The sequence below is a fragment of the Nocardia sp. Marseille-Q1738 genome (genome assembly GCF_965283145.1).
This window is the reverse complement of record NZ_CBDIMS010000010.1, coordinates 134,971-160,420: the sequence shown is the minus strand read 5'-3', so window position 1 is coordinate 160,420 and position 25,450 is coordinate 134,971. Positions and strand designations below refer to the sequence as shown.

General features: G+C 70.6%; 3 protein-coding genes (1 of these 3 cut by a window edge). All 3 read left to right on the top strand.

The features are described from left to right. Tightly spaced (each overlapping or abutting the next), the 3 genes in view from ACWPXK_RS28655 to ACWPXK_RS28645 form a layout consistent with a single transcriptional unit that may run on beyond the window. Positions 1-10,674, top strand: partial view of an SDR family NAD(P)-dependent oxidoreductase gene (locus ACWPXK_RS28655; protein WP_454199283.1) — the 3' portion only. 11,130 nt of this gene lie to the left of the window's left edge; 10,674 of the gene's 21,804 nt are visible here — the last part of the coding sequence; the start codon falls outside the window, past its left edge; its stop codon occupies positions 10,672-10,674. After that, the gene (locus ACWPXK_RS28650) at positions 10,671-23,504 is read left to right on the top strand and encodes a thioester reductase domain-containing protein (protein ID WP_454199282.1); all 12,834 of its coding nucleotides are present in this window, start codon (positions 10,671-10,673) and stop codon (positions 23,502-23,504) included. The genes ACWPXK_RS28655 and ACWPXK_RS28650 overlap by 4 nt, the downstream gene beginning before the upstream one ends. Beyond that, on the top strand, positions 23,501-25,450 hold the full coding sequence (locus ACWPXK_RS28645; RefSeq protein ID WP_454199281.1) for a thioesterase domain-containing protein: 1,950 nt from the start codon (positions 23,501-23,503) through the stop codon (positions 25,448-25,450). Before ACWPXK_RS28650 ends, ACWPXK_RS28645 begins: the two co-directional genes overlap by 4 nt.

Sequence of the window (25,450 nt, the reverse complement as noted above, 5' to 3'; positions counted from 1 at the left end):
AGCTGGGAGGCGCTGGAGCGCTCCGGCCGCGCACCGGGCGGCCTGGCGGGCAGCCGCACCGGCGTGTTCGTCGGCCTGTGCTTCAGCGAGTATCCGGGAACACCCACCCAAGCCCCGAATCCGGCCGCGATCGGCGCGTACTCGGTGATCGGTTCGGCGCCGAGCGTCGCGGCCGGGCGGCTGGCCTACGCGCTCGGGCTGCAGGGCCCGGCGGTGACGCTGGATACGGCGTGTTCCTCGTCGCTGGTGGCGCTGCAGTCCGCCTGGGACGGATTGCGCACGGGTCGTTGCGATCTGGCGCTGGTGGGCGGCGTCAACCTGCAATTGGCACCGGAGACCACCATCGGTTTCTGCCGCCTCGCATCGCTGTCGCCCGATGGCCGGTCACGGGCGTTCGACGCCGACGCCAACGGGTACGTTCGCGCCGACGGCTGTGGCGTGCTGGTGGTGACCCGGCTGTCGGAGGCCCGCCGCAATGGTGACCGGGTGCTCGCGGTGGTCCGCGGGGTCGCGGTGAATCACGACGGACGATCCAATGGTTTGACCGCGCCCAACGGTCCGGCCCAGCAACGTGTTATCGCCGACGCGCTGGCCCGGGCGGGCGTCCAGCCGGACGCGGTGGACTACGTCGAGACGCACGGCACCGGCACGCCGCTCGGCGACCCGATCGAGGCGACCGCGTTGGCCGAGGTGTACGGCGCGGGCCGCACGCAGCCGCTGCTGATCGGGTCGGTCAAGACCAACATCGGGCACACCGAAGGGGCCGCGGGTGTCGCGGGCGTCATCAAGGCCGTGCTCATGTTGCAGCACGGCCGGATCCCGCCGAGCCTGCACTTCCACACGCCGAACCCGCTGATCGATTGGGCGGACGTGCCGCTCGAGGTGGTGCGCGAGGCCCGGGAGTGGCCGCACAGCGGAAACGCCCCCACGATAGGTGTCAGCTCGTTCGGCATGAGTGGCACGAACGCGCACGTCATCCTGGAGCAGGGTGATCCGGCGCCCCTGCGGCAACCCGGTACGCCGAATGCGCAGGTGCTCGTGCTCTCCGCCCGCAACGAAGCCGCGCTGACCGCCGCGGCGCGACAGTGGGCGGACGAAATCGAATCGCAGAGCACCGATTTCGGCGACGTCGCCTACACCGCCGCCACCGCACGCACGCATTTCGAAGAGCGGCTGGCGGTGGTCGCCGACACCGGTTCGGACGCGGCGCAGCGTCTGCGGGACGCGAAGACGATCCGCGGGCGGATGGAGCGGGCGGCGACCGCGAAGGTGGGGTTGCTGTTCACCGGGCAGGGGTCGCAGTACCCGGGTATGGCGCGGGAGTTGTTCGAGTCCGAACCGGTCTTCCGTGACGCGCTGCGACAGTGCGACGCGGTGCTGGGACCGATCGAGGACGGCGTCGGCCTCTTGGACGCGTTGTACGGCGACCACGATGCAGACCTGTTGCGGCGCACGGTGTTCACCCAGCCCGCGCTGTTCGCCGTCGAGTGGGCGCTATGGGAACTGTGGCGAGCGTGGGGGGTCACCCCGGCCGCGGTGCTCGGGCACAGCGTCGGTGAGTATGTCGCCGCCTGCGCGGCGGGCGCCATGACGATGGACGACGCGCTGCGGCTGATCGCCGTGCGCGGCAGGCTGATGCAGCGCCTTCCGGACGGTGGCGGAATGCTGGCCGTCGACGCCTCCGCCGACCAGATCGCGCCGCTGGTGGCGCGGTATGAGCCCGCGGTATCGATCGCCGGATACAACGGACCGGCCCAGCTGGTCGTCGCGGGACCGCGTTCCGCGCTCGATCTTCTCCGGGACGACTTGTCCGCTAATGGAATTCGCGCAACACCGCTCACGGTCTCGCATGCGTTCCATTCCTCGGCGATGGACCCGATCCTTGATGACCTCGCCGCGGCGGCGGCGCGTGCGGCTTTCACCGACCCGGCGATCCCACTGGTCTCGAACCTCACCGGTGCGCCGCTCCGGGCGGGCGAGTTGTCTCCGGACTACTGGGCTCGCCACGCGCGCCAGCCGGTGCGTTTCGCCCAGGGCATGCAAGCCATGGCCGAACTGGGGATCGACACGTTCCTCGAAATCGGTCCGCAGCCGACCTTGTCCACGCTCGGTGGTCGTGTGCTGGGCGACTCGGCGCGGTTCGTCGCGTCGCTACGCCGCGGCCGCGGTGACCGCGAGACGATGATGACGGCGCTCGCACATCTGTATGTCGGTGGCGTGCCGGTGAACTGGGAGCAGGTCCACCGGCCGCACGACCGCCGGAGGGTGCCTGCGCCGACGTATCCCTTCCAGCGGCAGCGGTATTGGGTCGAGTCCCGGTCCGATGCCGTGGCGCGTCCGGCGGCGAGCGCTCCCGCACGACCGGGCGTTCCCGTCCGGACCGGTGTGCCGGGCGCGGCAGTAGATTTCGATCTGACGCTCGGACCGGATGCCCCGCGCTACCTGGCCGATCATGTCGTCGATCGGGATGTCGTCGTGCCGGGCGCCTGGTTCGTTTCCACCATCGCCGCCACCGCGCGCGAGGTGGGCGCCGGTGCAGTCGTGGCGATCGACGATCTCGTGATCACCAGCGGCCTCACGCTGACCGGACCCCAACCGGTGCGGGTGCGGTTCGAACCGGGCACCGACGGTTTCGCCGTACTGGTGACGGCCGAGACCGCGGAGGGACCGCGCATCCACGCACGCGCCCGCGTGCTCGCCGGGCAGCACCGGCTTCCGGCCGGTGCGAGCCGGGCGGACATTCTCCGACGCTGTCCGGATCACCTTGCCGGAGCGGACTTCTACGCGCTGCTGGCCACCGCGGGCCTGCCCTACGGCCCGGCGTTCCGCCGCGTCGTGGATGTTCGCGTGGGTGCGCGGGAAGCGCTGGTGACGCTGTCGGATCCCGACACCGACGCCGGTCCCGGCATGGTGCACCCCGTCCTGCTGGACGCGGCGTTCCAAGCCACATACGCGGCGATGTCGCCGCGGGCCGGGGACCACACCTGGGTGCCGTTCGCCGTGGACCGGGTGCTCGTCCCGGCCGGTGCGGGCACCGTTCGATTCGGCCATGTGCGCGTCGTCGAGCAGACGCCACAGCTGTGTGTCGCCGATGTTCGACTGCTCGATGAGGAGGGCTATCCGGTGCTGGTCGCGGAGGGATTGCGAGTGATGCGGACATCCACGCCGGACCCGGCCCGGCGGCCGTCCGGTCACACCGCGCACGATCGGTCCGCCTCGGACACCTATCGAATCGACTGGCGGGACGCCGAATCGACGCTGCCCGGCGCGGCGACCGGACGCTGGTTGGTCATCGGGACGGGTGACTTCGCCGACGGCCTCGCCGAGACGCTGCGGGCGCGCGGCGCGGACTGCGTGCTGGCCCGGCCGGGGCGCGGTTTCGCGTTCCGCGCCGAGGACGAGTTCGAGGTCGATCTCGGTGTGCCCGCGGCGGTGCGTGCGCTGCTCGGCGCCGTGAGCGACGGCCGCACACCGTTGCGCGGGATCGTCTCCGCGGTCGCATTGCCGACTGCTGACGCACCCGCGCCTGCCCATGCGGAAACTCTGGTGGTGGGCGCGCTGCACCTCGTGCAAGCCGCCGCGCTCGCGGGGGAGCCCGCGGTGTGGCTGCTCACGCGTGACGGTCAGCGGGTCGATCCGTCCGATCGGGTGGCGCCGGAGCAGTCCGCGCTGTGGGGCTTCGCTCGCAGCGCGCAGCTCGAGCAACGCGAAATGGGCTGTCGGGTCATTGATCTGGATCGGCAGGCCGCGGCGGACGCGGTGGTCGACGCCTTCGTCGCGCCCTCTGGCCCACGGCAGTTGGCGCTGCGCGGGGGACGCTGGCGTGTGCCGCGACTCGTTCCGCTGGATGCGCTGCCCGGCGGGGTCGCGTCGATGCCGAGCGCCGGTGGGACGGTGCTGATCACCGGCGGTCTGGGTGGTGTGGGGCTACTGGTGGCCCGCTGGTTGGTCGACCGAGGCTGGCGCGAGCTTGTGCTCGCGGGACGTTCGGCACCCGACGAGCAGGCGGAGTCGGTCATCGCCGAACTGCGCGGGTGCGGAGCTCGGATCAGCGTGCGGTCGCTCGACGTTTCCGATCGTGACGCCGTGGCCGCCACGCTGGATTGGATCGACCGCGACCTGCCGCCGCTGGCCGGGGTGGCGCATCTGGCCGGTGTGCTCGATGACGGGGTGATCGCCGAGCAGACGGCGGCGCGCGTCGGGCGGGTGCTCGCGCCGAAGACGTTCGGCGCTTGGCACCTGCACGAGCTGACCGCGTCCCGCTCGTTGCGGTTCTTCCTGCTGTTCTCCTCGGCCGCGGGCGTGGTCGGCTTGCCCGGTCAGTCCAGCTACGGCGCCGCCAACGCCTTCCTCGACGGCCTGGCCGAGCTGCGGCGAGCGGTGGGAGCGCCCGCGCTGTCGATCGCGTGGGGTCCGTGGGCGGGCGCCGGGATGATGGAGCGGCTGACCAGCGGCGCGGTGGAGCGGCTGGCCCAGCGCGGCTATGGCTTGTTGCACCCCGATCAGGCCCTCGAAACGCTGTCTCGCGTCTTCGATGCCGCGGTGGCGGGCGCGGTCACCACCCTCCCGCTCTTACCGCCCGCGGCTGGTGCGGACGCGCCGGACGTGCTGTTGGACACGGTCGCGCTCGCCCCGGCGGCCGCTATCGAAAGCCTTTCGACCGCAGCAGATTTCCCCGGACTCGCGGCCGAGATGGAGGCGCTGGTGCGGCGCTGCCTCGGACTGGGTCCGGACGCCGATCTCGATCGCCCGCTGCACGAACTCGGGTTGGACTCGGTCGCGGCCCTCGAGATCCGCGACGAGCTGTCGCGCTCGAGCGGGCATCGCCTGCCCGCGACGCTGGCCTTCGAGTACCCGACACCGCGGGCGGTCCTCGATCTGCTGGTGCAGTTGGGGACGACACGGGCGTCCGCTCCGCCGTCGACCGAGGTGCATGGCGATTCGCCTCTGCGCACGGCGGCGCGGACGCCCGCTCCCGCGGTGCACGGCGCCGGAACCTCGGCGAACGGCGCCGACCACGCACTCGGTGACCGGACGAATACGACATCCAACGAGTCGACCACACCTGCGCACCAGCCAGCGACGAACGGTGCATCGAACCATCGCGGGAACGAACTCGCGACGAACGGCGGGCCCGATCATCGCCGAGACGCGCCCACGACGAATGGAGCGACCGGTCACCGCGGACTAGTTGACGACGCAAGCCAGCAGCGAATGCCGGAGCCACCGAACCAGCAGCGCCCTGTGGCCGCCGAACGCGCATCGGCCGACTCGCCGACGGCCCACATGGCACCGAGTGCGTTGGCCGGTTCGAGCTCCGGACACCGCGCCGAAGCGGTAGGGGATATCGCGATCGTGGGTGTCAGCGGCCGCTACCCCGGTGCGGACGGACTCGACGAGTACTGGCGAGTGCTGGTCGAAGGACGCGACTGCATCACCGAGATCCCCTTGGAGCGCTGGGATCATTCCCGGTACTTCGTCCCGGATCGGCACAACCCGTTCACCTCCTACACCAAGTGGGGCGGGTTCCTCGACGACGTCGACTGTTTCGATCCGCTGTTCTTCGCCATCTCGCCGCGCGAGGCGGAAGTGCTGGACCCGCAGGAACGGCTGTTCCTGCAAACCGCGTGGGCGGCATTGGAAGACGCCGGGCACACCCGCGCCGACCTGGCCCGCGGCGGTCTGCGGCCCGAGGAAGCCGGTGTGTTCGTCGGCGTCATGTGGGGCACCTACCAGATGTTCGGTGCCGAGGAGTCGCGGCTCGGGCGCGGCACGCTGCCCGGGTCGACGTTCTGGAGCATCCCGAACCGGGTGTCGCACGCGCTCGATTTCCAGGGGCCGAGCATCGCGGTGGACACGGCGTGCTCGTCCTCGCTCACCGCCTTGCATCTGGCCTGCCAGAGCTTGCGCACCGGCGAATGCCGGCTGGCCGTGGTCGGCGGGGTCAACCTGTCGCTGCATCCGTACAAGTTCGTCGCCCTGAGTCAGGGCCAGTTCGCCTCCACCGATGGCCGCTGCCGTTCCTTCGGCGCGGGCGGGGACGGATACGTGGCCGGTGAGGGTGTCGGGGCGATGGTGCTACGGCCGCTGGCCGACGCCGAAGCCGATGGCGACACCATCTACGGCGTCATCAAAGGCACCGCGGTGAACCACGGCGGCCGGGTCAACGGATTCACGGTGCCGAACCCGGCCGTGCAGGCGGCGGTGATCCGCTCCGCGCTGCGCGTCGGCGGCGTCGACCCGGCTTCGGTGTCCTACATCGAGGCGCACGGCACCGGCACGGCGCTGGGTGACCCCATCGAAATCGCGGGTCTGGCCAAGGTTTTCGGCGATGCCGGGGTGGCCGAGTTGCCGATCGGTTCGGTGAAGTCCAATGTCGGCCATCTCGAGGCCGCGGCCGGTGTCGCGGCGTTGACCAAGGTGCTGTTGCAGCTACGCCACGAGACCATCGTGCCGTCGCTGCACGCCACGCCGCCCAATCCGAATATCGACTTCGCGGCCACACCGTTCCTGATCCCGACCAGCCCGCGGCCGTGGCCGTCCGGTGATCCGTCCCGGCCGCGGCGGGCGACGGTCAGCTCGTTCGGCGCGGGCGGCGCCAACGCCAACGTGGTGATCGAAGAGTATGTGGATCGGCGACCGGAGACCCGGTTCAGCGGCGGTCAGGTAATTCCGGTGTCGGCGCGAGACTCCGATCGGCTCGTGGATTACGTTGCCGCACTGGATCGTTTCCTTGCCGGGCAACAGCCGAACCTCGCGGATCTGGCCTACACCATGCAGGTCGGCAGGCAGCCGGGCCGTGCGCGCGCCGCGTTCGTCGCCCGTGACATCGACCAGTTGCGCGCCGCCGTTCGCGCCTGGATCGATGACGCGCCCGGCGCGCGGGATTGCCGGGACGCGGCCGAAGACTCGCGGATCGCGCGCTGGCTCGGCGGCGGCGATATCGACTGGACCACCGTGCGCGATCCCGGGTCGCGCCAGCGCATTCCCGCGCCGACCTACCCGTTCGCCCGTGAGCGGTACTGGATTCCGGATGTCGTGCCCGCGCCGGAATCCACTCCGGCGCAGCTCACGCACGCCGCGCCGACTACGCCAGTGCAGGCGCAACCTGCGCACTCCACACCAGTGCACTGGTCTGCACCCGCGGGGCAGTCCACATCGGTGCGGCAGTCTGCGCAGCCCGCGTCAGTGCACCAGCCTGCGTCGGTGCACCAGCCCACGCCGATCCCACAGCCCACGCCGACCGCGCAGTCCGCTCGGGAACAGCAGCCCACACCCACGGCGCAGCCCACACCCACGGCGCAGCCTGCTCGCACAGGGCAGCCCGCGGCAGTGCAGCAGCCTGTGCCCGCCGAGCGGCCCGGACCTGCGCGGCAGCTCGCTCGGGCGGACCGGCGGCTACTGGTTCCGGTTTGGCGGGAACTCCCGCTGCCTGCCGGTGATCTGCGTTCTCGGCGCACCCTCGTCGTCTACGACGCGAGAACCCCGCACCCGCTGGTCGAGGCGCTGACTGCCGCGGCCGGTGATCCGGGACGCCTGGTCCGGGTCGTTCAGGCGCCGGGTGGGTTGGACCGCGACGACTTCGATGCGGGCGCACGGCTCGGCCGGGAATTGATGGCACGCTACCCCGATACCGATTCCGTGATCGATCTGTGCGACCTCGCCCGAGCCCCGGGCGGCCGACCGACCGGCGACCTCGGACGGATGGGCATCTACCAGGGCATTATCGAGGCACGGACGGGCTCCCTCGCGCTCATTCACCTCGCCGCGGGGCACGCTGGCGCCGACGGTCCGGAATCGGCGCCGCTGGGTGGCCTGGCCGCCGCGCTGGCCGAGGAGATCCGCGGCGTGCGGACGCGCGGCGTCCATCTCGTCGCCGAGCGCGAGGCGGTGTGCGCGGACCCGGCTCGGATACTGGAGATCCTCGGCGCGGAATGCGCGGCCGATGACGGCGCACCGCGCGTGCGGTACCGCGGCGGGGTGCGCGAGGCGGTCGAATTCGCGGACGCGACCCCGCGCGACGGTCTCGTCGTCGATCCCGCGCGCACCTATGTGGTGACCGGCGGCACGCGCGGTTTGGGTGCGGAGTTCGCGGCGGCGCTGGTCGAGCGCGGCGCGCGCCGCCTGGCCATCCTCGGACGGGAACCGCTTCCGCCCGAGACGGAATGGGAGTGGGCAGCAGGCGGTTCTGGTTCGGATGCGGACAAGGTGCGGCGGCTGGTTGCGCTGCGTGATCGCGGCGTCGCGGTGCGGACCTACTTCGGCGGTCTCGCCGACGAGGCGGCCTTGACCGGATTCTTCGACCAGGTGCGGCGCGAGCTGGGTCCGATCGGCGGCGTGCTGCACTGCGCGGGAAGCGTATCGACCGAAAGTCCGGCGTTCGTCCGGAAAACCGGCCCCGCCGTCGCGACGGTGCTCGCGCCCAAGCTGGCGGGCACCGCGGTTCTCGCTGACGTACTCGCCGCCGACCGTCCGGACTTCTTCGTGTTGTTCTCGTCGGTGTCGGCGGTGCTGCCCGGTCTCGCGGTGGGCCTGTCGGACTACGCGATGGCGAACGCGCACCTGGACCGGTTCGCCGAGGCCCAGCATGCCGCGGGACGGACCTGGTTCCGGTCGATCAACTGGCCGTCGTTCCGCGACACCGGGTTCGGTGAGGTGACGAGCGCGGCTTACCGAGCCACCGGCCTTCCAGCGCTGACCGCCGCGGAAGGATTCGACCTGCTCGACGCCGTGCTGGGACTACCGGGGACTCCGGTGGTGCTGCCGTATCACGGTGCGGCGCTGCATCTTTCGACCAGGGCGAGCCAATCCACCGTAGAGGTCCGGCCCGTGGCGCCGACACCTGCTGCCCACCCCGTCCCGAACGGCTCCGGGCAGGCGTATCAGGAACTGCTGCGGATCTTCTCCGACGAGTTGAAGCTCGAACCGGCACGGTTCGAGGGTGACAAGCGGTTCGAGGAGTACGGCGCGGACTCGGTGCTCATCGCCTCGGCCGTGCGGCGGATCGAGCAGGTCGTGGGTCAGCCCTTCGACCCTGCGCTGGTGCTTGAATTCCCGACCTTGGACGCGCTGGCGGGATTGTTGACCGAGCAGTTCCCGGAACGATTCGCCGCTGGCCCGCAACCGGATTCCCCGCAGCCGCCGAGCGCCGCGACCACGCAAGGACACGACCCGGTGGCGCCGCGTGGCGCGACGACCACCTGGTCCGCCGACGCCCGGCGGGGCAGGGCAGCCGAACCCATCGCCGTGGTCGGCATCGGCTGCCGCCTGCCGGGCGGCGACGATCCGGACTCGTTCTGGCGCATGCTCGCCGCGGGACGATCCGGTATTCGCGAGGTCGATCCGGCGCGCTGGGATCCCGCGCGGTTCTATCGCCCGACCGGTGGCCCCGGGCGCACCAACAGCAAGTGGGGCGGGTTCGTCGACGGTGTGGATCTGTTCGACCCGCAGTACTTCGGGGTCAGCGACGAACAGGCGTGGCAGATGGATCCGTTGCAGCGGCTGCTGCTCGAGACGTCCGTGCTGGCCACCTCCGACGCCGGATACCGCCGCGAGGAGTTGGCGGGCAAACGCGTCGGCGTCTACGCGGGCAGCCGCGCGGCCAACTACTTCAACCGGATTCCGGTCGCCGACCGGCACACCATCATCGGCATCGGCCAGAATTTCATCGCGGCCCGGATCTCCGACTACTTCGACTGGCACGCGGGCAATGTCGTGCTCGACAGCGCGTGCTCGTCGTCGCTGCTGTCGGTGCATCTGGCCTGCCAGGCGCTGCGCGCCGGCGAGGTGGACGCCGCGCTGGCTGGTGGCGTGGAGGTGCTGCTCGACGAGATGCCGTTCGTGACGCTCTCGGCGGCGGGTGTGCTCTCGCCGAACGGCAGGTGCGCGACCTTCTCCGAGGACGCCGACGGTTTCGTGCCGGGCGAGGGTGCGGCGCTGCTACTGCTCAAGCGGCTCGACGACGCGCTCGCCGACGGTGATCGGATCTACGCGGTGCTGCGCGGCTCGGCCATCGGCAACGACGGCCACACCATGGGCATCACGACACCCAACATGCGGGCGCAGATCGAGGTGGTCACCGCGGCGCTCGAGGTGGCGGGGATGTCGCCGGACGCACTGTCCTACCTGGAGGCGCACGGCACCGGCACCATGATCGGCGACCCCATCGAATTGAAGGGGCTGGCCACCGTGCTTGGCGACCGGTCGGGCCGCTTGGAGCCGTGCGCGGTCGGCAGCGTGAAAACCAATATCGGCCACCTGCTTTCCGCAGCGGGCATCGCCGGGGCCGTCAAGACGATCCTGGCCGTGCACCATGCGGCGCTGCCGCCGTCGCTGCACTGCGACAACCTCAATCCGCGCTTCCAGTTCGCCGGTTCGCCGCTACAGGTCAACCGGGAACTGCGCCCGTGGCTGCCCGCCGACGGCAGGCCCCGCGCCGCGGGCGTCAGCTCGTTCGGGTTCGGCGGCACCAATGCCCACCTCGTCGTCGAGCAGGCGCCCGATGGGCATCGGCCGGCACGTCGTCCCCTGGATCCACCTGTCTTCCGCAAGAGGAGCTTCATGCTGCCGAAAACGGTTCCGAGCACACCCACGGAGCCCGCGCCACGGTTCGTGGTCCCGATGACGCCGAGCGCCCCGGCGCCGTCGTTCCTGCGCGTGGAGCCGCTGCGATGAGGGGGATCGATCTGGACAGCTTCGCCACCACCCTGCACGCCGACGACCCGGTGGTGCGCGACCATCGCGTGCACGGCGTGCGGATCCTGCCCGGCGTGGTGTATCTCGACATGATCCTGCGCGCGGCGATGGCGGCCGGTTATCGGCCCGCCGACCTGACCATCCGGGAGGCGCTGTTCCAGCGTCCGGTCGCCCTTCCCGACGACGGCGCGGTGCGCATCGCGTTCCGGGTGGATCGCCCGACCGGGCGGATCGCCATCGACGTGCAGCGACTCGACCGAGCGGGCGCGCCGTACGGGCCGGTCGATGCGGTCGCGGAATGTGTTCTGGTGCGGTCCGATTCGCTGGTCGCGCCGCCGGCATCGGATACCGCGGTCGGGTCGGCGCAGGCGCGCGGCATGGCCGATTTGTACGCGCAGAGCGGTAGCCGTGGCATCGAGCATCGCGAGTTCATGCGCGCGACCGGGCATTTCACGCGCACCGGCGACCTCGTCACCGCGACGATGGGACTGAGCCCCGAGGCGGCCGCGTACCTGCCCGGCTTTCTGCTGCATCCCACGTTCCTGGACGCCTCGACGATCGTGCCGTTCGTCGATCCGCAACGGTTGGGTGCCGACGACGACAGCGCGTTCATCCCGATCTACTTCGGCGACGTGCACGCCTGGCGGGCAACGCCGGAGGAGGTCTTCGTGCGGGCGTCGGTTCGCGGCGGCGGGCACGGCGGCGACCTGCTAGAAGCCGACGTGGCACTTTACGCCCCGGATGGGTCGCCGGTGGTGCGCTATCGGCTGACCTCCAAGCGTGTGCGCGGCAGCGCGGATATCCACCGGTTGCTGACACCGACGGAGGTGGCTGCGCCGCAACAGCCGGAATCGCACGGTCCCGCGTCTGCCAGCCCAACGACCGCGCAATACGATCCGAAGGCCACCAACCCGGCACCCGCTGCGCAATACGATCCGGCGGTTACCAGCCCGGCAGCCGCCGCCCAATATGGTCCGTCGGCTACCAGTCCGGCACTGGCCGCGTCGGTGGACGACCCACGGGCACTGATCACCGCCGACCTGGCTGCTCTGGTCGCGGCCGAACTGGGTGCCGATGCTTCCGGTGTCGCCACCGACGTGGGGTTCTATGAACTCGGCCTGGATTCCGGGCGCCTGCTGCGTCTGACCGCCGAACTGGAAGGGCGGGTCGGCGAGCCGCTGTATCCGACGCTGCTGTTCGAGTACCAGACCATCGAGGCGCTCGCCGGTCACCTCGCCGACACGGTCGGCGCGAAGTATCGGCCCTCCGCGGCCACGGCAACGCCCGCGCCCCCATCCGGCCCAGGTACTGCCGCGCCTGAATCAGCCACGGCATCAATGGAACTCGGTTCGACTCCGCAAGCGGCCGTTCGGACGACAGTGTCAACGGAACTCGGTATCACGCCGCAGGCGGCCGCCCCGGCCGCAGGATCGACCGGCCCGGGTCTCGCGCCGCAGGCGGCCGCGCCGACAGCAGGGTCAACCGGCACCGGTCCCGTACCACAGGCAGCCACCCCGACGACCGGATCAGCTGAATTCCGTTCGGCGTCGCGAGCGACCGCGCCGATTGCGAAACCACGCACGCCATTCGCATCGTCGGGAACAGGCGGCCCCGCGGCATCCGCCGCAGCGGCGCAATACCCGACCGCGCCCGGGGACGAACTGGTCACCTTCGGTTTCGACTGGGAAACCGACACCACCGCACATTCTCGCCGCGAACCCACCAGCCTGCTCGTCTTCGACACGCCCGACCACCCCTACCGCCACGCCGGGTCCGCCACCGTGATCAGGGTGCGACCCGGTAGCGAATTCGAGACCGGTGCAAGCGATTTCGTTGTCGATCCGGCAGACGCACGGCATATGGGCCTGCTGGTCGAGCAGCTGACAGCCCGGGGGCTGCGCTTCGACGCCGCGCTGTATCTATGGCCCGAGTCGATCGGCGACGGTGACCCGCGGGGATTGATCGAGCGGGTGTACTTGCCTCTGCGCGATCTCGTGCGTGCGACAGCCGGGGTATCGGAACCGCCGGTGCGGCTGGTGCTCGCTGTCACGCGCGCGACACCCGCGGGTGAGCTGAGCTGTGCTCTTCTGGGTGGTTTCGCGCGCACGCTGCGGCTGGAGCAGCCGCAGCCGATCCTGCGCGCCGTGCAGTGCGAGCCGACGGCGGCGATCGATGACATCGTGGCCGCCGAACTGGGTGTGGCGGAACGCGACCCGGGCACCGAGATCCGCTATCGCGGCGGACGACGCGAGATCCGGCTGCCCAGCCTGCGTGCGGACTCCGCGGGCACTGCTGGCGATGCGGTGCTGCGGGCCGGATCGGTCGTCGTGGTGACCGGCGGGTTCGGCGGCATCGCCCGGCATCTGGCGCGCCGACTCGCCACCGACTACGGCGCGCGTCTGGTGCTCGTGTCGCGGCGCCCGCTCGACGCGGCAGGCGCTGGTCTGCTCGCCGAACTCAACGACCTCGGCGCCGAAGCGGTGCATGTGCGAGCCGACGTGTCGATCGCCGAGGACGCCGAGCGCGTCGCCGCGATCGCCCATGCCACGTTCGGGCCGGTCGACGTGCTCTACCACGGTGCGGGACAGCTGCGCGACGGGCTGGTGTCCGGCACCGGCCGCGACGAAGCGGCTTCGGTCCTGGCGCCGAAGGTGCACGGCGTGCGGCACCTGACCCGCGCGCTGCCGGAGGCCCGGCTGACGGTGTTGTTCTCCTCAGTGTCCGCGGTTCTCGGGAATCCGGGGCAGGCGGACTACGCGGCGGCAAACCGCTATCTCGACGTCTTCGCCGAACAGCGTGACCAGGCCGGAACCAGGACGGTCAGCATCAATTGGCCGCTGTGGGCCGAGGGCGGCATGCATCCGCCCGCCGAGCAGATCGCCGCGCTGCGGCGGGCCGGGATCGGACTGCTGCCCACCACGACCGGGCTCGACCTGCTGCTGTCGTGCGGCGCACTGGACCGCGCCCAACTCGCCGCGGTCTGGGGCGACCCCGAAGTCGTGCGTGCCCGGCTGCGTCCAGCCGGCTCGCAGGCAAGCACCGCCGAGCCGGTGACCGTCGGCGAGCGACTTGCTCCGGCCAGGCCGGTCGGCGTCGAGGAGCCGATCGCGATCGTCGGTGTCAGCGGACGCTACCCGGACGCCGACGACCTCGACGAGTTCTGGCGCAATTTGCGCGACGGCCACGACGCGGTCGGTCCTGTCCCCGCGGAACGCTGGTGGCTCACCGCCGCACGAGACACCCCTGGCGCGCCGCCGATGACCGGCGGCTTCCTGCACGACGTAGGCGGTTTCGACCCCCAGTTCTTCCGCATTCCCCCCGTGCAGGCGCCACTGATGGATCCGCAGGAGCGGTTGTTCCTGCAACAGGCGTATGCCGCGCTGGAGCATGCGGGCTACCACCACACCGATCCCACCGTGCGGGATCGGCGCGTCGGTGTATTCGTCGGCGCCACCTGGAGCGACTACCGACTGCTGGGGGTGGCGGCCACCCGTGACGGCGATCCGGTCGCGGTGGCCTCGATTCCGTCATCGATCGCCAACCGCACCTCCTACACCCTCGGCCTGCGCGGACCGAGTCTCACCGTGGACACCGCCTGCTCGGCCTCGCTGACCGCCCTGCACTTGGCGCGGCGCAGCATGCTGGATGGCGAATGCGACGCCGCGATCGTCGGCGGAGTGAATCTGCTGCTGCACGAGGACAAGTTCCTGCTGCTGAGCAGCCTCGGCATGATGTCCGACAGCGGCCGGTGCAGGCCGTTCGCCGCGAGCGCCGACGGCTACGTCCCGGGTGAAGGCGTCGGCGCGCTGTATCTGAAGCCGCTGTCCGCCGCTCGCGCGGACGGCGACACCATCCACGGACTGATCCTGGGCAGCGCCGTCAATCACGGCGGCCAGACTTCCGGTTACAGCGTGCCGCACCCCGGCGCGCAGGCCGAGGTGATCACCGAGGCGCTGCGTGCGGCGGGAGTCGATCCGGCGGTGATCGACTACCTGGAGGCGCACGGCACCGGAACTCCGCTCGGCGATCCGATCGAAATCGCCGGTCTGGCCGCGGCATTCGGCCGGTCCGATGGAACCGGTCGCTCCCGCGCGCTCGGCTCGACCAAATCGAACATCGGCCACCTGGAAGCGGCCGCTGGGGTCGCGGGGCTGACCCGCGTGCTACTGCAGATGCGGCACGGCCGGATCGCGCCGACACTGCATGCGGCACAAGTCAATCCGGTCATCGCGTTCAACTCTGTGCCGTTCCGTCTGCCGCGCGAGCTGGAGGACTGGCCGCGGCGCACGGTCGACGGCGTGACCGTACCGCGGCATGCCGGCGTCAGCGCGTTCGGTGCGGGCGGCGCCAACGCACATGTGGTGCTCGCCGAATTCGTCGATGACCGAGCACGGTCCAGGGCGCCGGGTGGGCCGGAGATCTTCGTGCTGTCGGCACGCACCGCAGCCCAGCTGCGCCGCTACGCCGAGATCATGGCCCGGCACTTCCGCGCCCTCGACCCCGCCGATTTCGCCGACGCGGTGCGCACTTTGCAGGTGGGCAGGCCCGCGCTCGCGCACCGGATGGCGGTGGTCGCGTCGTCGCCGGTCGCGGTGGCCGACGCGCTCGACCAGTTCCGCACCGATCAGCTGGGTCCGGTGGTGACCGGCACAGTGGACGCGCAGACCCGTCCGCTGTTCGGTCCACCGGCGAGCGATCAGGACGTGGCCCGCCAGTGGGTCGCGGGCGCCGACATCGACTGGCGTGAACGCGGCGGCCCGGAACGGCGAATCCCGTTGCCCGGCTATCCGTTCGACCGCACGGAGTACTGGATCATCACGCCGTCGCGCTCCGGGTTCGACGCCGCGGTGGCACAGTTCGAGACGGCGACCCGGCCCGCGGGCATCGTGGAGCCCGGCAAGCCCGAGCTCGGCCGCTACGCGGCGATGCTGCTGTTCGCCACGCTCGCCGGGATGGGTCTCACGCCAGGGGAGTGGACCGCCGAGGCGCTGGACGCGGCGCTGGGCGTGCGACCCGAATTCGCGCGGTTGCGCACCAGCTGTGTGGACATCCTGGTGCGGCACGGGCTCGTCCGGTCGCAGCAGGGCACCATCGTCGTGCCCGGCCCGCCGCCCGGCACGAGCGGCATGCGCGCCGACCTGCTCGCGCGCTTCCCGGAAACCGAGGCGTATGTGACGCTGCTCGACGCCTGCCTGGCCGCGTATCCCCGCGTGCTGCGCGGGGAGCTGTCCGCCACGGAGGTGTTGTTCCCCGGTGGCGACTTGGAGCTGGTCGGCGCGATCTATCGCGGCAACGCCGCCTACGATTTCACCAACGGCCTGCTCGCCGAGCTGGTGTCGGCCCTCGCGCAGCAGCGCGGGGCCGCGCGTCCCTTGCGGATTGTCGAGATCGGCGCGGGCACAGGTGGATCCACGCACGCGGTGCTCGCCGCGCTGGCCGACCGTGGGATCGCCTACGAGTACCACTACACCGATGTCTCGCACAGTTTCGTCGCGCACGGACGACGCACCTTCGGCACCCACCCGAACCTGCGTTTCGCCGTGGTGGATATCGAGACCGACCCGGTCGCGCAAGGATTCCCCGCGGGCGACGCCGACCTGGTGCTGTGCGCCAACGTCCTGCACGCCACGCGGTCGATCGACGCGGCACTGCGGAACGCGCGACGGCTGCTGGCACCAGGCGGCGTCCTGGCGTTCACCGAGGCGACCACCGATCTGGAGGTACTCGCACTGACCTTCGGCCTGCTGGAAGGCTGGCACGCCTACCGCGATCCCGCAGCGCGAATCCCGCACTCCCCGTTGCTGTCCGAACAGCAGTGGCGCGCCGCCCTGAGCGCCGCGGGATTCTCCGGAGTCCGAGCATGGGGTCCCGGCCTGTCCGAGGACCCGGAACCGAGCTTCCGGCTGCTGGCCGCCGTCAGCGCCACCGCGCCCGCCGACGTTCGGCCCGAACCCGATGTCGTCCCGGAACCGGCGCAAACCTCCTCGGTCAGCGCATCCACGCAGACCCCCCACACCCCGGCACCGGGAGCCCCACGCATCGGCCTGGAATCGGAACGGACCGCCGCGGTCAGCGCGTCCATGCAGTTCGCCGACAACTCGTCGCTCGAGGTAGAGCGCATCGGCTCGGAACCCGCGCGGACGGCGGCAGCGACCGCATCGTCTGCTGCTGTCTCGGCGCTGGAAGCCGAGCTCATCGGCCTCGTCGCCGACGGACTCGGCGTCGCGCGCTCCGAGGTGCGCGCCGAGCTGCCGCTGTCGGAGTACGGCGTCGATTCGATCCTGGCGGTGAAGATCATCGACCGCGTCAACGCCCGATACGGCTTGGCGCTGCGCCCGACAGTGGTGTTCGACCATCCCTCCGTGCGGCTGCTCAGTAGGCGTATGGCCGAAATCGGCGCGACGGCGACCAGCACACCGACGACTCAACCGACCGACAGTGCCCGCAGCCGAATGTCTTCGGCATCCAGCGCCCAGACCGTCGGCGCGCCGACCGAGGGGCCGAGCGAAAGGTCAGCATCCATGGACATTGCCATCATCGGCATGTCCGGCAAGTTCCCGGGCGCAGCGAATCTCGCCGAGTTCTGGCGCAACCTCGCCGCCGGACACGACTCCGTGACCGAAGTACCGGCTTCTCGCTGGCCCGTCGCCGACTACTTCCGGCCGGGACCGGCGACACCGGGCAAGACCTACTCCAAGTGGGGCGGGTTCCTCGACGGCGTCGAGCAGTTCGATCCGGCGTTCTTCGACCTGGTGCCTGCCGAGGCCGACTACATGGACCCGCAGCAGCGATTATTCCTCGAACACAGCTGGCTCGCGCTGGAGGACGCCGCCATCGACCCGAAGTCGTTGCGGCGCAAACGATGCGGCGTGTTCGCCGGGTCGCCCGGATCGGACTACGCGACCCTGCTGCGCAACCGCGGCACGGTCGGCTCGCATCACATGTTCACCGGCAACAGCCCGGCTATCCTGCCTGCCCGGGTGGCCTACCATCTGGATCTCACCGGTCCGTGCCTCGGGCTGGACACCGCGTGCTCCTCGGCGCTGGTCGCGCTGCACCAAGCCTGCCGCAGCCTCGCCTCGGGCGAATCCGAGCTCGCGCTCGCCGGTGGTGTCGCGGTGTTCGTGACACCCGAATACCACCTGCTGGCCTCCTCGATGGGCATGCTGTCGGCGCACGGCCGGTGCGCGAGCTTCGATGCCGACGCCGACGGTTTCGTCATCGCCGAGGGTGCCGGGGTGGTGGTGCTCAAACCGCTGGCCGCCGCCGAACGCGACGGCGACCCGATTCACGGCGTGATCCGCGGCATCGGAGTGAACCACGACGGCCGCACCAACGGCATCACCGCGCCGAGTATGCGCTCGCAGACCGAACTCGAACTCGCGGTCTATCGCGAGGGCGGTATCGACCCCTCCACCATCGGGTATGTCGAAACCCACGGCACGGGAACACGATTGGGCGACCCGATCGAGATCGAAGCGCTCACCGCGGCCTTCCGCCACTACACCGACGCGGTCGCCGCCATACCGGTGGGCTCGGTGAAATCGAACATCGGGCACGCCTCGCACGCGGCCGGGATGGCGAGCCTGTTCAAGGTGCTGCTGGCCATGCGCGCCGGACAGATGCCGCCCTCGCTGCACGTCGCCTCGGTGAACCCGCTGCTCGGCCTGGACGAGTCACCGTTCTTCGTCAACACCGCACTGCGTGAGTGGAGCGGGCCGCGCCGCGCCGCGATCAGTTCCTTCGGTTTCAGCGGCACCAATGCGCACCTGGTGGTCGATGCCGCCCCGATCGCCGACGCAATCCGGCCGCACGTGCCAGGCGGTCCACAGCTGATCGTGCTCTCCGCACGCAGCGCGACGAGCCTGACCCGGATGGCGCGGACACTGCGCAGGCATCTGGCCGCGAATCCGGACCTGGTGCCCGCGGACATCGCGCGGACGCTCGCGCAGGGGCGCACCGGATTCGAGCATCGGCTCGCGATCGTCGCGGACTCCGTGGACGCCATCGCCGCCCGGCTTGCCGCGTTCGCCGAAGGCGACCGTCCCGCAGGCGTTTTCACCGGCGTTACCGACGGCGTGACCGATCGCGGCGGCGCGGCGGTGCTGGATGATCCGGTGGCGGCGGCACGGCAGTGGGTCGAGGGCGCGCACGTCGAATACGCGGGCTGGAGCGACCCGGCGGCGCGTCGTATCCACCTGCCCGGCTACGAGTTCGACCGTGAACGGTGCTGGGTGCCGGACGAGAGCAGTGCGCCTTCGTCCACACAGGCAACCAGCCTCCCGCAAGCGTCTTCAACAGTGCAGGTAGCGCCCCGAACAGTTACGGCAGCAGAGGAAGTCGCAGTGTCCAACACCGCCGACGCGCCGACTGTCCCCGCGCCTGCGACTCCCCCCATAGCAAGCCAGGATGCAGCCGTTCCCGATCGTGCCCCGAACCGAGCAACACTCGCGGCTCGAGTCGTCGCTGCACCTGACGGTGTCGTCACGCCACCAGACGCCCAGTCCGCACCGCCCCTGGCTGCGACGCCACACACGGAGGCCGCACCGCTGTGGCGCAACGCGGAGACCTACCTGAAGGGTCTGCTCGCCGAGTACTGCCGACTGGCCCCGGAGCGGATCCGGACCCGTATTCCGTTGCAGGACTACGGCATCGACTCGGTGCTGATCAGCAAGATGAACGACCGGCTGATAACCGACTTCGGGCCGCTGCCGAGCACCCTGTTCTTCGAGTACCAGACAGTGCGAGACCTCGCGGGCTACCTCGCTGACGAGCACGCGCCACGACTGGCCGCGCTGACCTCCGGCCCCGCCTCCGTGGCGACGTTCACCAGCGCACCGGCCCCAACCCACGTCATGGCGGGCTCAGCACACAGCGCCGTGGCCCACACCGCACCGAACCTGGGCCACGCAGTGCCCGCCGATCCGGCAGCCCCGGCGTTGCACAGCGCACCGGTCCCAGCGCACATGATGGCCGCCGAACCCGCAGGCGGGGGTGCGTCCCACAGCGCACCGCACCTGACGCGTGTGGTGGCCAACGGCCCGGCGGATACTGGCCATTCACACGGGGAGCCGGGTCCGGACCGTTCGGTGGCAGCCCAGCGCATGGGACTCGAACCGGCGCCCGCTTCGGCGACCACGTCCGCCCAGCGGCCCACCACCGACGATTCCGACGACGACATCGCCGTCATCGGTATGGCGGGGCGGTTCCCGATGGCGGGCGACATCGAGGAGTTCTGGGCAAACCTGGTCGCGGGACGCGACTGCATCGTCGAGGTTCCGCCGCAGCGATGGGACCACAGCGAATACCTCTCCGACGATCCCGACGAGCCGGGCACCACCTACGCGCGCTGGGGCGGGTTCCTCGACGACGTCGACAAATTCGACGCCCGTTTCTTCGGCATCACGCCCAAGGACGCCGAGGAGATGGACCCGCAGCAGCGCTTGTTCCTCGAAACATCCTGGGCGGCACTGGAAGACGCGGGCTACACGCCGGATCGCGTGCGCGCCAGCGCCGCGTCCCGGGGGCTGCTCGATGCCGGAGTGTTCGCCGGTGTGGGCTATGCCGAGTACCAGGCCTTCGTCGGCGTGCCGATCTCGGGGTATTTCGCGGTGGCGAACCGGGTTTCGTATCACCTCGGTTTCAGCGGTCCCAGCCTGGCGGTGGATACGGCGTGCTCGGCATCGCTGACCGCGCTGCACCTGGCGTGTGCGAGCCTGCGCCGCGGCGAGTCGGCATATGCGCTGGCGGGCGGGGTCAACGTGTCGATCCATCCCGGGAAGTACCTGTTGCTCGGCTATGGGCGCTGGGCCTCCACCGACGGACGCTGCCGGTCGTTCGGCGCGGGCGGCGACGGCTATGTGCCGGGTGAGGGTGTGGTCACCCTGGTACTCAAACCGTTGCGGCATGCGCGCGCCGACGGCGACCGCGTCTACGGCGTCATCCGGGGTAGCGCGATCAATCACGGCGGACGCACCAACGGCTTCACGGTGCCCAATCCCGCGGCCCAAGCCGACCTGATCGGCCGGGCGCTCACCGCCGCGCGCGTCAACGCGGGCGACATCGGCTACGTAGAGGCGCACGGCACCGGCACCGCGCTGGGAGATCCCATCGAGATCGCGGCGCTGACCAAGGCCTATCGCCGCGCAACGACCGAACGCGGTTACTGCGGCATCGGTTCGGCGAAGTCCAGTGTCGGGCACCTGGAGGCCGCCGCGGGTGCCGCGGGCGTGGTGAAAGCGCTACTGCAATTGCGGCACGACACCATGGCGCCGAACTTGCACAGCGATCCGCCGAACCCGGGGATCGACTTCGCGGCCACACCGTTCCGGATCATCGACCAGCCCACGGCTTGGCCGCGCCCCGACGACGGGCAGCCCCGCATCACCGCCGTCAGCTCATTCGGCGCGGGTGGCTCGAACGCCCACGTCATCCTCGCCGACGCCGAGCCGATCGCATCGACTCCCGAGGACGGGCAGCCCAGACTCGTCGTGCTGTCGGCCCGCGACGCCGACCGGCTGACCGAACTGGCCACCCGCATGGCCCGGCGGCTGCGCGAGCATCCCGTTCCGCTGCCGGACGTGGCGTGGACGCTGGCCGTCGGCCGCACCGCGTTCCAACATCGGCTCGCTGTGGTGGCCGCCTCCACAGCCGAACTCGTGGAATTGCTCTACAGCGCGGCGGCGTCGGGCACGCCCGCGCCTGCCGAAGGCATGCTGATCTTCCGCGGCGTCGCCCGCACCCACCGCGAGCTCGACGAGCTGCCCGGCGAGTCGGACGCCGAGCGCGCGGAAGTCCGCGCGCTGTTGCGTTCGGGGAATCTGCCGCGTGTCGCCGAGCTGTGGGCGGGCGGATGGACCGTGGACTGGGAACAGGCCTACGAGCGGCCGTTCGGCCGGATCGTGAGCGTGCCCGGCTACCCGTTCGCGCGGCGCAGGTACTGGATCGTGCCCGAGGACTACCGCCGACGCAGTCACCCGGCCCCGCAGCTGGTCGCGAAGGCGGTGGTCGCGCACGAGACCGACTCCTCCGATGCCGGGCGACGCAACGGTCACTCCACGAATGGCACTGCGACCCAAGACATCCTGGGTGCCGATCCGACCGCCCCCGAACGTGCCGAACCAGGTACGGCCACCACGCCGAGCATGATCACTGAACCGGCTGGGGTCACTGACCCGGCTGCGGTCACCGCATCGAATGGGCACACCGAACCGGCTGGGATCGTCGAACCGACCGGGATCACCGCGCCGCGTCCGGTCACCGCCGAACCAGCGAGCGACGGTTTCGACACCGCACTGCGCGATGAGCTCAGCGAACAGATCCGCGATATCTTCGCCGATCTCACCAAGACCGATCCCGAAGAACTCGACCTCGACGCGGAGTTCGCCGACTTCGGATTCGACTCCGTGGCCACCGTCCGGATGCTCAACCGGCTGATGAAGCACTACGACGTCAAGATCCCGGCGGAATCGACCGAGCTGTACCCGACCATCGCGTCGCTGTCGGAATACCTTGTGGCCGAGGGCATCATCACCGGAGGTGGGCAGGCCGACGCCCCGCGCGCCACCGAAACCGCTCCCGCCGCCGGAACACAGCAGCACATCCCGCCCGTGACCATGGACGCCCCGATTCCGGTGCGCTCGGTCTTCATCACCGGCGTGACCGGCGTGCTGGGCGGCAAACTGCTGCACGACCTGCTCTCCGATACCGACGTGCGGGTGACCTGCCTGGTGCGCGGCAAAACGGTGGACGCGGCCGAACGCAGGATCAAGCACTTCCTCGGCACCTACGATCCGGACGGCACCCTCGACGAGGCGTTCGCGCAGCGGGTGAGGACGGTGCTCGGCGACGTCTCCAGCGAACGTCTGGGTCTGGACGAGGCAACCTGGCGCCGCCTCGCCGACGACGTCGACCTGACCATCCACGCCGCGGGCCGCACCACGCTGGTCACCTTCTACGACGCGCTCGCCCCGATCAACGTCGAAGGCACCCGGCGCGCGGTGGAATTCGCGCTGCGCTCGCGCGGCAAGTACCTGGTGTACGTGTCGAGCTTCAGCGTGCTCGGCGATCGGCTCAATTTCAACAACCCGCCGTTCACCGAGCGCGATCTGGAACTGGGTCAGGGCTACGACCATCTGCCCTATCAGCAGACGAAGTACGAGTCCGAGAAGCTGATCCGGGCGGCGAGCGAGCGCGGACTGCTCTGGGACATCGTGCGGCCGGGCAACATCATGGGCGACAGCCGCACCGGCCGGTATCCGTTCTCCGAGGTCAGCGTCAAAGGCGCGTACTACGACATCCTCAAGACGATGATCGAGACCGGCGAGACGATGCTGACGCCGGTGCACTGGGACATCAGCCCGGTCGACTACGTCAGCGCCGCGATCGTGCACATCGCCGTGCGCCGGCCCACCTACCGGGAGACCTACCACCTGACCAACCCGGACATCCGCCGCTACTACGACGTGGTCCGCTACGTGCAGCGCGCCGGATACGAGGTGAGTCTGGTGCCGCTGGAGGAATTCCACCGCAGGGCCACCGACCGGCAGATCTACCGGCTCGGCACCGACGAGGTCTACGACAGCCAGACCCTGGAGATGTTCAAGTACGGCATCGAGCTTTTCGGCACCATCCACTACGAGGAGAGCTCCTACGCCGACTGCGCCTACACCCGGCGGGTCCTGGGCGCGGCGGGCATCGACTGCCCGCCGACGGAGGACCTGGTGCGGGTCTACCTGGAGCACTGCGCCGAGATCGGCTACCTCCCCGCGCCCCGCACCGCCGACTCGACCGCGGACGTGCTGCGATGAGCGCTGATCCTTCTTCCGGCATGGGCGGGGCACTCCGTGGTCACGCTCCGCTGCCGCCTCCGGGCCTGACCGCCCATGCTGCGTCTTCTTCCGGCACGGGCGGGGCCCTCCGTGGTCACGCTCCGCTGCCGCCGCCGGGCCTGACCGCCCATGCCGAGTGCACCATCGTTTTCCCCGGGCAGGGCGCCCAGCGGACCGGGATGGGCGCGGACTTCTGCGCCGAGTTCCCGCTCGCGCGAGACACCTTCGCCGAAGCAAGTGCCGCGGTGGGTGAGGATCTGCTGCGGATCTGCGCCGAGCGCGATCCGCGGCTGCACCGCACGGAGTACACCCAGCCGTGCGTGCTGACCATGGAGATCGCCGCTTACCGGGTGCTGGTGGCCGAATACGGTGTGCGGCCGGTCGCCTTCGGTGGGCACAGTCTCGGGGAGTACGCCGCGCTCGTCGCGGCGGGCGTCTTCGAGCTCGCCGACGGGGTGCGGCTGGTGCGTACCCGCGGAGCGCTGATGCAGCGCGCGGTACCGGAGGGCGAGGGCGCGATGGCTGCGCTGATCCTGCCCGACATCGCCGGCTCCGAGGTGGCCGAGCTGGTGGCCACGGCGGGCGCGGAAGTGGCCAACGACAATTCGACCGATCAGCTCGTCATCAGTGGCGGCGGCGCCGCCGTCGCCGCCGCCCGCGCGGTTCTCGCCGAACGTCTTCCGGACCTGCGATTCGTCCCGCTGCGGGTGAGCGCGCCGTTCCATTCCCGGTGGATGCGGGGCATCGAGGCCGAGTTCGCCGAGCATCTCGCCGCCTGCGCCCCCCGCACGCGCGCCGACCGCGCGGTGGCGGTGACCTCGAACTACACCGGAGAGTTCCACCGGCCCGAGACCCTTGCCGAGCATCTGGTCCGTCAGATCTCCGCCCCGGTGCGCTGGACCGACAACATGCGGGCACTGCTGCGCTCCGGCGCCCGCCGGTACGAGATCGGTCCGTCGGCGCCGCTGTCGAAGTTCTTCGCGACGCTGGGCGCGCCGGTGACCCGGATCGCCACGGTGGGCGATCTGCGTGCTCTTCCGATCGAGGCCAACAGCCCGGACGAACAAGCGAAAACTGCTGCGGCGCCCGCGCTTCCAGTAACGGTTACGCAGACGGACACACAACCAGCGCGAGCCACAGCCGAACCAGCGCGAGCGACGCCGCCCTCAGGCAACACGGGTGTGCTGACCATCCACCGCCGGACCGCGGGTACGCCGAGCCTGCGCTTGTTCTGCTGGCCGTTCGCGGGCGGCAAAGCCGCCGCCTACACTCCGTGGCGGCGCCAGCTGCCCGACTGGGTCGAGCTCTGCACCATCGAGCTGCCCGCCCGGCAACGGCATCTGGCGCAGACGCCGATCCGCCGCTTCACCGATCTGGTCGACGCCTCGCTGGCGCAGGTCCTTCCGCTGACCGATCTGCCGTTCGCCTTCTTCGGCCACAGCCTCGGCGCGCTGACCGCCTACGAGGTCGCGCGCGGGCTGCCAGCCGGGGTCGAACCGCGGGCGCTGTTCCTCGGCGGCGTGGCGGCGCCACATCTGCCCCGGCCGGGACGTCTGTCGGGCCTTCCGGATCACGAATTCATCGCCGCGGTCGGCCATTACGGCGGCATTCCGCCGGAAGTGCGCGATACGCCCGAGGTGATGGCGCTGTTCCTGCCCGCGCTGCGCAGCGACTTCGAGATCTTCGACGACTACCGATTCGCGCCCGCCGCCGCGCCATCGTGCCCGGCCCACCTGTTCGGCGGGCGCGACGACCGCCAGGTGGCGACCACCCAGCTCGAGGCCTGGCGCGATGTCCTGCCGGGACTGCGCTCCACCGAGCTGCTGCCCGGTGGCCATTTCTTCCTCGTCGAGCACCGCGAGGCGTTGCTCGGCTCTCTCGCGGACAAGCTCACCGCTGTTCGCCCCGACGTAGTACCCGCTTGA